Source organism: Pseudomonas sp. SWRI18 (assembly GCF_014268345.1).
Lineage (GTDB): Bacteria > Pseudomonadota > Gammaproteobacteria > Pseudomonadales > Pseudomonadaceae > Aquipseudomonas > Aquipseudomonas cedrina.
The window spans coordinates 109,335-121,826 of record NZ_JACCQQ010000008.1 but is presented as its reverse complement, the minus strand read 5'-3'; the positions used below and the strand labels follow the sequence as shown (position 1 = coordinate 121,826).

The window sequence follows — 12,492 nt, the reverse complement described above, 5'->3', positions numbered from 1 at the left end:
GAGCTATGCGGTGTCTTTATTGGGGCGGCTTCGCCACCCTGCGCGGGCGGTGCGACGATTCGACAAGCCCGCTCACTACCTGGTTGTGTAGCCACCCCAATCAAAGCGACAACACCCCGCTATACAGCCCATAGGCCGCCAGCCCTGCGCCGGCGATCACGCAGCTGAAAATGCCCTTTTCCACGTGGGTAAACAAAGGCTGACCCTGTTCACGCTTGGCGAGGGCAAACAGGATCACGCCCGGCGCATAAAGCAACGCCGACAGCAGCAGGTACTTCAAGCCCCCGGCGTAGAGCAGCCACACGGCGTAGCCGAGGGCAATGAGGCCCACCAGCAGGTCTTTCATGCGCTGGCCGTGAGCACTTTCGTAGGTTTCACCGCGCCCGCTCAACAACACGGCATAGGCCGCCGACCACAGGTAGGGCACCAGGATCATCGAGGACGCCAGGTAGATCAGCGTGGTGTAGGTGCTGTGGGAAAACAGCGTGATCACCAGGAAGACCTGGATCATCACATTGGTCAGCCAGAGCGCGTTGACCGGCACCTGGTTGGCGTTTTCCTTTTTCAGGAACGCCGGCATGGTCTTGTCCTGGGCCGTGGCGTAGAGGATTTCCGCACAGAGCAGCGCCCAGGACAGCAAGGCGCCGAGCAACGAGACCGCCAGGCCGATGCTGATTGCCATCGCCCCCCATGGCCCGACGATATGCTCCAGCACACCGGCCAGGGACGGGTTCTGCAATTGCGCGAGCTCCGGCTGGCTCATGATCCCCAGCGACAGCACATTCACCAGCACCAGCAGTGCCAGTACGCCGAGAAAACCGATGACCGTAGCGCGACCGACGTCCGAGCGTTTCTCGGCCCGCGCCGAGTAAACGCTGGCGCCCTCGATCCCGATAAACACAAACACAGTGACCAGCATCATGTTGCGCACCTGGTCCACCACGCTGCCGATCTGCGGGTTGCCCAGGCCCCAGATATCCCGGGTAAAAATATCCGCCTTGAACGCCACGGCCGCGATCGCGATAAACATCAGCAGCGGCACGATCTTGGCCACGGTGGTGACCTGGTTGATGAACGCCGCCTCCTTGATCCCGCGCAGTACCAGAAAATGCACAGCCCAGAGCAACAACGACGCACAACCGATGGCCACCGGTGTATTGCCCTGGCCGAACACCGGGAAAAAGTACCCGAGGGTGCTGAACAGCAACACGAAGTAACCGACATTGCCCATCCACGCGCTGATCCAATAACCCCAGGCCGACGAGAACCCCATGTAGTCGCCGAAACCCGCCTTGGCGTAGGCGTATACCCCAGAATCCAGCTCGGGTTTGCGGTTGGCCAGGGTCTGGAACACAAACGCCAGGGTCAGCATGCCCACCGCAGTAATCGCCCAGCCGATCAATACCGCCCCCACCTCGGCGCGGGCGGCCATGTTTTGCGGCAAGGAAAAAATCCCGCCGCCAATCATCGAGCCCACTACCAGGGCGATCAGGGCGCTGAGTCGAAGTTTTTGGGCCGGTTGGGACATGGACACTCCTGAAAAATAATACCGTGAGCAAACATCCGCGCACTCACTTTAAATAACTTGGTAAGTGTAGCGTTTATTAGCGACGGCGATAAAAGAGACAGGCTCATAACCCAATGACATGACCGTTATACAAGTTTAGGCCTATTTAGATTTCAAATACTGCAGGTGCCTTAAGGTTTTAGGGTGTTTTGCCAAAAACGGCTTTCAAATAAGTTTGCGCATCTTGGAAAAGGGGCTAGCGTCAAACGTCCACGGCACTGACTAAATGATTAATCAATAAGCGAAACGGCTCTGCAAAGCGCTTTTTCCGAGGATTCCGTCGCCCGTAAGTTTCCACTCCAAGTCGTTAATTCACAATGGAATGTGCCAATGAAGTGATCTGAGTCAGCTGTTTGATTAGCGCACGGAATTATTCTGTGGTCTCTGTTCTCCTGCATTGGAGTTATGCGATGTCTGATTCTCCCGGAAAACTTCGATTAGGTGCACTGGTTGCACTCGTCGTGGGCTCGATGATTGGCGGCGGGATCTTCTCACTGCCGCAAAACATGGCCGCCAGCGCCGATGTCGGTGCGGTATTGATCGGCTGGGTAATTACCGCCATCGGCATGTTGACCCTCGCGTTTGTGTTCCAGACCCTCGCCAACCGCAAACCCGACCTCGACGGCGGCGTCTATGCCTACGCCAAGGCCGGCTTCGGCGACTACATGGGTTTTTCGTCAGCCTGGGGTTACTGGATCAGTGCCTGGCTGGGCAACGTCGGTTACTTCGTATTGCTGTTCAGCACCCTCGGTTATTTCTTTCCGATCTTCGGCGAAGGCAATACGCCGGCGGCCGTGATCGGCGCATCGGTGCTGCTGTGGGCCGTGCATTTCCTGGTGCTGCGCGGCATCAAGGAAGCGGCGTTCATCAACCTGGTGACCACCGTCGCCAAGGTGGTGCCGCTGATGCTGTTCGTGCTGATTGCCGTGTTCGCATTCAAGCTGGAGATCTTCACCGCTGATATCTGGGGCGTGAAAAACCCGGACCTGGGCAGCGTGATGAACCAGGTGCGCAACATGATGCTGGTCACCGTGTGGGTGTTCATCGGTATCGAAGGCGCGAGCATCTTCTCGTCCCGCGCGGAAAAACGTTCCGACGTCGGCAAGGCCACGGTGATCGGTTTTATCACGGTGCTGCTGTTCCTGATGCTGGTGAACGTGCTGTCCCTGGGGATCATGACCCAACCGGAATTGGCCAAGCTGCAGAACCCGTCGATGGCCGCCGTGCTGGAACACGTGGTGGGCCACTGGGGCGCGGTGCTGATCAGCGTCGGCTTGATCATCTCGCTGCTCGGCGCGTTGCTGTCGTGGGTGCTGCTGTGCGCGGAGATCATGTTCGCCGCCGCCAAGGACCACACCATGCCGGCATTCCTGCGCAAGGAAAACGCCAACCACGTGCCGGTCAACGCGCTGTGGCTGACCAACGCGATGGTGCAAGTGTTCCTGGTGATCACATTGTTTTCCGCCAGCACCTACCTGTCGCTGATCTACCTCGCCACCTCGATGATCCTGGTGCCGTACCTGTGGTCGGCGGCCTACGCCGTGCTGCTGGCGGTGCGCGGTGAAACCTACGAGGCCGCCCTGACCGAGCGCAAGAAAGACCTGTTCATCGGCGCCGTCGCCCTGATCTACGCGATCTGGCTGCTCTACGCCGGCGGCACCAAATACCTGCTGCTCTCCGCCCTGCTCTACGCCCCCGGCGCGATCCTGTTCGCCAAGGCCAAGCGTGAACTGGGCAAACCCATCTTCACCAACGTCGAGAAGCTGATTTTCGCCGCAGTGGTCGTAGGCGCCCTGGTGGCGGCCTATGGGCTCTACGACGGCTTCCTGACTCTGTAATTCTGACTGGAGAATCTGTAATGACCACGGAAAAAGTGAAGTACGGCGTACATTCCGAAGCCGGCAAACTGCGCAAAGTCATGGTGTGCTCCCCAGGCTTGGCCCATCAGCGGCTGACACCGAACAATTGCGACGAACTGTTGTTCGATGACGTGCTGTGGGTGGCCCAGGCCAAGCGCGACCATTTCGACTTTGTGACCAAGATGCGCGAGCGGGACATTGATGTGCTGGAAATGCACAACCTGCTGACCGATATCGTCGCCATCCCCGAAGCCCTGGACTGGATCCTGGCCCGCAAGATCACCGCCAATACGGTGGGCCTGGGCCTGGTCGATGAGGTCAACTCCTGGCTGCGCAGCCTGGAGCCGCGCAAGATCACCGAATTCCTGATCGGCGGCGTGTCGGCCGATGACCTGCCGAGCAGCTTCGGTGGCCGCACCATCGAAATGTTCCGCGAGTTTCTTGGCCATTCCAGCTTCATTCTGCCGCCGCTGCCCAATACCCAGTTCACCCGCGACACCACCTGCTGGATCTACGGCGGCGTGACGCTCAACCCGATGTACTGGCCGGCGCGACGCCAGGAAACCCTGCTGGCCAGCGCCATCTATAAGTTCCACCCTGAGTTCACCAACGCTGACTTCCAGATCTGGTACGGCGACCCCGACCAGGAACACGGCGCCGCCACGCTGGAAGGCGGTGACGTGATGCCAATCGGCAATGGCGTGGTGTTGATCGGCATGGGCGAACGCTCGTCCCATCAGGCCATCGGCCAACTGGCACGCAACCTGTTCAAGAACAAGGCGGTGGAACGCGTGATCGTCGCCGGCCTGCCGAAATCCCGTGCGGCGATGCACCTGGACACCGTGTTCAGCTTTTGCGACCGCGACCTGGTCACGGTCTTCCCCGAAGTGGTCAACCAGATCGTGCCCTTCACCCTGCGCCCTGACGAGAGCAAGCCGCACGGTATCGATATCCAGCGCGAGACCACCAACTTCCTCGACACCGTCGCCGCAGCGCTCAACCTCAAGGCCCTGCGCGTGGTCGAGACCGGCGGCAACAGCTTCGCCGCCGAGCGCGAACAATGGGATGACGGCAACAACGTGGTGGCCGTGGAGCCCGGCGTGGTGATCGGTTACGACCGCAACACCTACACCAACACCCTGCTGCGCAAGGCCGGCGTGGAAGTCATCACCATCAGCGCCGGTGAACTCGGCCGCGGGCGTGGCGGCGGCCACTGTATGACCTGCCCGATCATCCGCGACCCTATCGACTATTAAGGAGATTCCCTCATGGCTTTCAATATGCGCAACCGCAGCCTGCTGTCGCTGATGCACCACACAACCCGCGAGCTGCACTACCTGCTGGACCTGTCCCGCGACCTCAAGCGCGCCAAGTACACCGGCACCGAGCGTCCGCATCTGCAGGGCAAGAACATCGCGCTGATCTTCGAAAAAACTTCGACCCGCACACGTTGCGCGTTCGAAGTCGCCGCCCATGACCAGGGCGCCCACGTCACCTACATCGACCCGGTGTCGTCGCAGATCGGCCACAAGGAAAGCATGAAAGACACCGCCCGCGTACTCGGGCGCATGTTCGATGCCATCGAGTACCGTGGCTTCGAGCAGGAGATCGTCGAAGAGCTGGCCAAGTTCGCCGGTGTACCGGTGTTCAACGGCCTGACCGCCGAGTTCCACCCGACGCAAATGATCGCCGACACCCTGACCATGCGCGAACACAGCGACAAGCCGCTGCATGACATCAGCTACGCCTATCTCGGTGACGCGCGCTACAACATGGGCAACTCGTTGCTGATGATCGGCGCCAAACTCGGCATGGACGTGCGCATCGGCGCGCCAAAAGCCCTGTGGCCCCACGACGATTTCATCCAGCAATGCCAGGCCTTCGCCGCAGAGAGCGGCGCGCGCATCACCATCACCGAGGACCCGGCCGAGGCAGTCAAGGGTGTCGACTTCATCCACACCGATATCTGGGTGTCGATGGGTGAGCCGGTGGAAGCGTGGGACGGGCGCATCGAGCAACTGCTGCCGTACCAGGTCAACGCCCAGATGATGAAAGCCTCGGGCAACCCACGGGTGAAGTTCATGCACTGCCTGCCGGCGTTCCATAACAGCGAAACCAAGGTGGGCAAGGACATCGCCGCGCGCTATCCGAACCTGGCCAATGGCGTGGAAGTGACCGAGGAAGTGTTCGAGTCGCCGGCCAACATCGCCTTCGAGCAGGCGGAAAACCGCATGCATACGATCAAGGCGATTCTGGTGTCGGCGTTGGCGGATATCTAAGCGTTCACCTTGGCAATGCGATCACTGTGGGAGCCGGGCTTGCCCGCGATGCAGGCTCCTCGTTTTATCAGGTAGACCGAGGCGATGCCATCGCAGGCAAGCCAGCTCCCACATTGACCGCGTTCCTTCATCAGGACTTTCAGAAGGATTTTTTATGCGCATCGTCGTAGCCCTGGGCGGCAACGCCCTTCTGCGCCGTGGTGAACCCATGACGGCGGACAACCAACGGGCCAATATCCGCATCGCCACCGAACAGATCGCCAGGATCCACGCCGGCAACGAGTTGGTGATCGCCCACGGCAACGGCCCGCAGGTCGGCCTGCTGTCGCTGCAGGCGGCGGCCTACACCAGTGTTTCGCCCTACCCGCTGGACGTGCTGGGCGCCGAGACCGAAGGCATGATCGGCTACATCATCGAACAGGAACTGGGCAACTTGCTGGACTTCGAGGTGCCCTTCGCCACCTTGCTGACCCAGGTCGAAGTGGACGCCAACGACCCGGCGTTCCAGAACCCGACCAAACCTATCGGCCCGGTGTATGCCAAGGCCGAAGCCGAAAAACTCGCCGCCGAAAAAGGCTGGGCCATCGCGCCGGACGGCGACAAATACCGCCGCGTGGTCGCCAGCCCGCGCCCCAAGCGCATCTTTGAAATCCGCCCGATCCAATGGTTGCTGGAAAAAGGCAGCATCGTGATCTGCGCCGGCGGCGGCGGCATTCCAACGATGTACGGCGAAGACGGCAAGCTGCAGGGCATCGAAGCGGTGATCGACAAAGACCTGTGCTCGTCCTTGCTGGCCGCGCAGCTGGACGCCGATCTGCTGGTGATCGCCACTGACGTCAATGCCGCCTTCATCGACTACGGCAAGCCCACCCAGAAAGCCATCGGCCAGGCCCACCCTGACGAAATCGAAAAGCTCGGCTTTGCCGCCGGCTCCATGGGGCCCAAGGTGCAAGCGGCCTGCGAGTTCGCCCGCCAGACTGGCAAAACCGCCGTCATCGGTTCACTCTCGGACATCGAAGCCATTGTCCAGGGCAGCGCCGGCACCCGTATCAGCACGGCAAGACCTGGCATCACCTATCTGTGAAGTAGAGGAGATACGCCTATGGCCACTTTTGAACCGGGGCACCTGCACGTCGAGCGTCACGCGCTCAACGAGCATGACTACAGCTACAACCTGCACATCGACTACGAAGTCAGCCAGGACCCCAAGGAAGGCAAGGGCATGCTGTTCAAACTGCACGGTTCGGTGCAGGGCAAGGACCTCAAGGAGGAGTTCTTCCTGCCCAAGGACCAGGCGTTCGACTTTGCGCGGCATGCGATGAACATCGCGCAAAAATACGGCATGCCGAAAATGGCCGTGTTGAATGGCTCGATGCACAAGCAGTACGACTTGATGTTTGAGGATGTGCGGCATCAGTTGGATGTGAAATCAGGCGACCCGGTCAAGCCTGAACACCTGGAGTAACCCGCCTGCACTGACACAACACAGTCAATGTGGGAGCGGGCTTGCTCGCGAATGCGGTGGATCAGCCAAGCATGTGCCAACTGATAAACCGCATTCGCGAGCAAGCCCGCTCCCACATTTTTGATCTCCATCACCTGTCAGGCATACTGGCCGCCTCTCGCTTCCCAGAATTGTCAGCAGCCCCATGCGTATCCACGTCAGCTTCATCGACCGCGTCGGCATCACCCAGGAAGTCCTGGCCTTGCTCGGTGGGCGCAATCTCAACCTGGATGCCGTGGAGATGGTGCCGCCCAACGTCTATATCGACGCCCCGACCCTGAGTGCCCAAGTGCTGGAAGAGCTGCGCGACGCGCTGTTCAGCGTGCACGGCGTACAGGCGGTGACCGTGGTCGACATTCTTCCCGGCCAGCGCCGCCACCTGCAACTCGACGCCCTGCTGGCCGCCATGACCGACCCGGTGCTGGCGCTGGACAGCGCGGGCACGATCCTGTTGGCCAACCCCGCATTGATCGCCCTGTACGGTCGCGAACCGGCCGGAGAGAGCATCAGCGCACTGTTCAACGACCCGGCGCTGCTGGACGCCTTGCTCGAACACGGCTTTCGCCTGCCGTTGCGTGAGATCAGCGTCAACGGCCAGACCTTGCTGCTGGATGCCACGCCCATCACCGACGCCGGCGCCCTGCTGACCCTTTATCAACCCAACCGCATCGGCGAGCAACTGTCGGCGCTGCACCACGACCATGCCGAAGGGTTTGACGCGCTGCTCGGCGAATCCCCGGCCATCCGCACGCTCAAGGCGCGCGCGCAGCGCGTAGCGGCGTTGGATGCGCCGTTGCTGATCCAGGGCGAGACCGGCACCGGCAAGGAATTGGTGGCGCGTGCCTGCCATGCAATCAGCGCACGCCACAGCGCGCCGTTTCTGGCCTTGAACTGCGCGGCGCTGCCGGAAAACCTCGCCGAGAGCGAGTTGTTCGGTTATGCACCGGGCGCCTTTACCGGTGCGCAACGCGGGGGCAAGCCGGGGCTGATGGAACTGGCCAACCAGGGCACGGTGTTTCTCGATGAGATCGGTGAGATGTCGCCGTACCTGCAAGCCAAGCTGCTGCGTTTTCTCAATGACGGCAGCTTCCGTCGGGTCGGTGGCGACCGTGAAGTGAAGGTCAATGTGCGCATCCTCAGCGCCACGCACCGCGACCTGGAAAAAATGGTCAGCGAGGGCACCTTCCGCGAAGACCTTTTCTACCGCCTCAACGTGCTCAACGTCGAAGTGCCGCCGCTGCGCGAACGCGGCCAGGACATTCTGTTGCTGGCGCGCTACTTCATGCAGCAGGCCTGTGCGCAGATCCAGCGCCCCGTCTGCCGCCTGGCGCCCGGCACGTACCCGGCGCTGCTGGGCAACCGTTGGCCGGGCAACGTACGCCAACTGCAAAACGTGATTTTTCGCGCCGCCGCCATCTGTGAAAGCAGCCTGGTGGACATCGGAGACCTGGACATCGCCGGCACGTCGGTGGCGCGCCAGGGTGACGGCGATGTCGACAGCTTGGAACAGGCCATGGAAGATTTCGAGCGCAGCCTGTTGGAAAAACTCTACGCCAGTTATCCCTCGACCCGCCAATTGGCCAGCCGTTTGCAGACTTCGCACACGGCGATTGCCCACCGCCTGCGCAAGTACGGCATCCCCAACAAGCCCTGAATACACAGAGAACAAACTGTGGGAGCGCATTTCATGTCGGATTTGGTCTGGGAACGACATCCAGTGTACTGAAAGCGCTACAGTGTAACGATATCGCTACATCGCTGCTTTTTACGCGCCATGCAAGGCTTTGATCCACATAGGCTTTTTTTCGCGCGCCCCTCTGTAGCGAAATCGCTACAGCCAAATCCAGCAGATTTATGCCGGATTTTCATAACCTCTTGTTTTAAAACGACTTAATCGTGTTGGCCGCGATATTGCTAAGCAACCCCCCATTCCAATCCCGTCCACCAGATCATTCTGGCCCTGAGGAGTTTGCATGAGCGAGTTGCGTTTCACTGAAGATCACGAATGGCTGCGCGCCGAAGCTGACGGCAGCGTCACCGTGGGTATCACCGCTTTTGCGCAGAACGCGCTGGGTGATGTGGTATTCGTGCAACTGCCCGAGCTGCAGGCCTACGCCAAGGGCGCCGAGGCCTCCACCGTGGAATCGGTCAAGGCCGCCAGCGGCGTGTACATGCCTCTGGACGGTGAAGTGCTCGAAGTAAACGACAAGCTCGATGGCAGCCCGGAACTGGTCAACGAAGACCCGATGGGCGAAGGTTGGTTCTTCCGCTTTAAACCGGCCGATACCGCAGCGGTCGCTAAACTGTTGGATCAGGACGCGTACGACCGCCTGATCAAAGCCAACGCCGAAGCCTGAGGAGCGCGCCATGACGATCAATTTGAGCACTGCCAACGAGTTCATCGCCCGCCACATCGGCCCGCGGCAGGAAGATGAGCAGCACATGCTGGCGAGCCTGGGCTTTGACTCCCTCGAAGCCCTGAGCGCCAGTGTGATCCCGGAAAGCATCAAGGGCACCAGCGTGCTCGGCCTGGAGGACGGCCTGAGCGAAGCCGAGGCCCTGGCCAAGATCAAGGCCATCGCCGCCAGGAACCAACTGTTCAAGACCTACATCGGCCAGGGCTACTACAACTGCCATACGCCGTCGCCGATCCTGCGCAACCTGCTGGAAAACCCCGCCTGGTACACCGCCTACACCCCGTACCAGCCAGAGATTTCCCAGGGCCGCCTGGAAGCGCTGCTGAATTTCCAGACCCTGATCAGCGACCTCACCGGCTTGCCGATCGCCAACGCCTCCCTGCTCGACGAAGCCACCGCCGCCGCCGAAGCCATGACGTTCTGCAAGCGCCTGAGCAAGAACAAGGGCAGCAACGCCTTCTTCGCTTCGATCCACAGCCACCCGCAAACCCTCGACGTGCTGCGCACCCGCGCCGAGCCCCTGGGTATCGAGGTGGTCGTGGGCGATGAGCGCGAACTGACCGACGCCAGCCCATTCTTCGGCGCCCTGCTGCAATACCCGGCCAGCAACGGTGACGTGTTTGATTATCGCGAACTGACCGAGCGCTTCCACACAGCCAATGCGCTGGTCGCTGTTGCCGCCGACCTGCTCGCCCTGACCCTGCTGACCCCGCCGGGAGAGTTCGGCGCCGACGTGGCCATCGGTAGCGCGCAACGCTTCGGCGTGCCGCTGGGCTTTGGTGGCCCGCACGCGGCGTACTTCTCTACCAAGGATGCGTTCAAGCGCGACATGCCGGGCCGCCTGGTCGGTGTGTCCGTGGACCGTTTCGGCAAGCCGGCCCTGCGCCTGGCCATGCAGACCCGCGAGCAACATATCCGCCGCGAGAAAGCCACCAGCAACATCTGCACCGCGCAGGTGCTGCTGGCCAACATCGCCAGCATGTACGCCGTGTACCATGGCCCCAAAGGCCTGACCCAGATCGCCCAACGCGTGCACCAGCTGACCGCGATCCTGGCCAAGGGCCTGGTTGCCCTGGGCTTGAAGGTCGAGCAACTCCATTTCTTCGACACCCTGACCCTCAACACCGGCGCCGGCACCGCCGCCCTGCACGACAAGGCTCGCGCCCAGCGTATCAACCTGCGCGTGGTTGACGCTGGACGCGTTGGCGTGTCGGTCGACGAAACCACCTCCCAGGCCGATATCGAAGCCTTGTGGGCGATCTTCGCCGACGGCAAGCCCCTGCCCGCCTTCGCCGCCACCGAAAGCACCCTGCCGGCCGCGCTGCTGCGCCAGTCGCCGATCCTCAGCCACCCGGTGTTCAACCGTTATCACTCCGAAACCGAGCTGATGCGCTACCTGCGCAAGCTGGCCGACAAGGACCTGGCGCTGGACCGCACCATGATCCCGCTGGGCTCGTGCACCATGAAGCTCAACGCCGCCAGCGAAATGATCCCGGTGACCTGGGCCGAGTTCGGCGCCCTGCACCCGTTCGCCCCGGCGGAGCAGAGCGCCGGCTACCTGGAGCTGACCTCCGACCTGGAAGCCATGCTCTGCGCAGCCACCGGTTACGACGCTATTTCCCTGCAGCCGAACGCCGGCTCCCAGGGCGAATACGCCGGCCTGTTGGCTATTCGTGCGTACCACCAGAGCCGTGGCGATACGCGTCGCGACATCTGCCTGATCCCATCGTCGGCCCACGGCACCAACCCCGCCACCGCCAACATGGCGGGCATGCGTGTGGTCGTCACCGCCTGCGACGCCCGCGGCAACGTCGACATCGAAGACTTGCGCGCCAAGGCCATCGAGCACCGCGATCACCTCGCTGCGCTGATGATTACCTACCCTTCCACCCACGGCGTGTTCGAAGAAGGCATCCGCGACATCTGCGCGATCATCCACGACAACGGCGGCCAGGTGTACATCGACGGCGCCAACATGAACGCCATGGTTGGCCTGTGCGCACCGGGCAAGTTCGGCGGCGACGTGTCCCACCTGAACCTGCACAAGACCTTCTGCATCCCTCACGGCGGTGGCGGCCCGGGCGTTGGCCCGATTGGCGTCAAGTCGCATCTCACGCCGTTCCTGCCGGGCCATGCGGCCATGGCGCGCAAGGAAGGCGCGGTGTGCGCGGCGCCGTTCGGCAGCGCGAGCATTCTGCCGATCACCTGGATGTACATCAGCATGATGGGCGGCGCGGGCCTCAAGCGCGCTTCGCAACTGGCGATCCTGAACGCCAACTACATCTCCCGTCGCCTTGAAGAGCACTACCCGGTGCTCTACACCGGCAGCAACGGCCTGGTGGCGCACGAATGCATCCTGGATCTGCGCCCGCTCAAAGACAGCAGCGGTATCAGCGTGGATGACGTGGCCAAGCGCCTGATCGACTTTGGCTTCCATGCGCCGACCATGTCGTTCCCGGTGGCCGGCACCTTGATGATCGAGCCGACCGAAAGCGAATCCAAGGAAGAACTGGACCGCTTCTGCGACGCCATGATCGCGATCCGCGAAGAGATCCGCGCGGTGGAGAACGGCACCCTGGACAAGGACGACAACCCGCTCAAGAACGCCCCGCACACCGCGGCGGAACTGGTGGGCGAATGGACGCACCCGTACAGCCGCGAACAGGCCGTGTACCCGGTGGCCTCGTTGGTCGAAGGCAAGTACTGGCCGCCGGTGGGTCGGGTCGACAACGTGTTTGGTGATCGCAACCTGGTGTGTGCGTGCCCGTCGATCGAGAGTTACGCCTGATCTGACTGACGAAACTCGGTCAATGTGGCAGCTGGCTTGTGTGGGAGCTGGCTTGCCTGCGATACAAGCACCTCGGTC

The 12,492-nt window shown here is 61.6% G+C and carries 9 protein-coding genes; 8 read left to right on the top strand and 1 reads right to left on the bottom strand.

Annotated features, from left to right (window positions below; translation table 11 throughout):
- Nucleotides 1-100 precede the first annotated feature (100 nt).
- On the bottom strand, nucleotides 101-1,528 hold the full coding sequence (gene arcD, locus H0Z09_RS11505; protein WP_076949726.1) for an arginine-ornithine antiporter: 1,428 nt from the start codon (nucleotides 1,526-1,528) through the stop codon (nucleotides 101-103).
- 449 nt (nucleotides 1,529-1,977) lie between these two features.
- On the opposite strand from arcD (H0Z09_RS11505), the gene arcD (H0Z09_RS11500) reads away from it, so the two are divergent.
- The 8 genes from arcD (H0Z09_RS11500) (at nucleotide 1,978) to gcvP (ending at nucleotide 12,414) form a co-directional block, all read left to right on the top strand.
- Entirely contained in the window at nucleotides 1,978-3,405 is a 1,428-nt protein-coding gene (gene arcD, locus H0Z09_RS11500) for an arginine-ornithine antiporter (protein ID WP_186690632.1), read from the top strand.
- Between the two features lie 20 nt (nucleotides 3,406-3,425).
- On the top strand, nucleotides 3,426-4,682 hold the full coding sequence (arcA, locus tag H0Z09_RS11495) for an arginine deiminase (RefSeq protein ID WP_076949728.1): 1,257 nt from the start codon (nucleotides 3,426-3,428) through the stop codon (nucleotides 4,680-4,682).
- A 12-nt stretch (nucleotides 4,683-4,694) separates the two neighbouring features.
- Nucleotides 4,695-5,705: an ornithine carbamoyltransferase gene (locus tag H0Z09_RS11490; RefSeq protein ID WP_186690630.1), complete on the top strand. Its 1,011-nt coding sequence runs from the start codon at nucleotides 4,695-4,697 to the stop codon at nucleotides 5,703-5,705.
- Nucleotides 5,706-5,859: 154 nt separating this feature from the next.
- Nucleotides 5,860-6,789: a carbamate kinase gene (arcC, locus tag H0Z09_RS11485; protein WP_186690628.1), complete on the top strand. Its 930-nt coding sequence runs from the start codon at nucleotides 5,860-5,862 to the stop codon at nucleotides 6,787-6,789.
- 18 nt (nucleotides 6,790-6,807) lie between these two features.
- The gene (locus H0Z09_RS11480) at nucleotides 6,808-7,170 is read left to right on the top strand and encodes a DUF5064 family protein (protein ID WP_065887622.1); all 363 of its coding nucleotides are present in this window, start codon (nucleotides 6,808-6,810) and stop codon (nucleotides 7,168-7,170) included.
- A 184-nt stretch (nucleotides 7,171-7,354) separates the two neighbouring features.
- A complete protein-coding gene (locus tag H0Z09_RS11475) occupies nucleotides 7,355-8,863 on the top strand; it encodes a sigma-54-dependent transcriptional regulator (RefSeq protein WP_076949732.1) in 1,509 nt (502 codons plus the stop codon).
- Between the two features lie 319 nt (nucleotides 8,864-9,182).
- Nucleotides 9,183-9,566, top strand: coding sequence for a glycine cleavage system protein GcvH (gcvH, locus tag H0Z09_RS11470; RefSeq protein ID WP_186690619.1), 384 nt, complete (start codon nucleotides 9,183-9,185; stop codon nucleotides 9,564-9,566).
- A 10-nt stretch (nucleotides 9,567-9,576) separates the two neighbouring features.
- A complete protein-coding gene (gene gcvP, locus H0Z09_RS11465; protein WP_186690617.1) occupies nucleotides 9,577-12,414 on the top strand; it encodes an aminomethyl-transferring glycine dehydrogenase in 2,838 nt (945 codons plus the stop codon).
- Nucleotides 12,415-12,492: the final 78 nt, after the last annotated feature.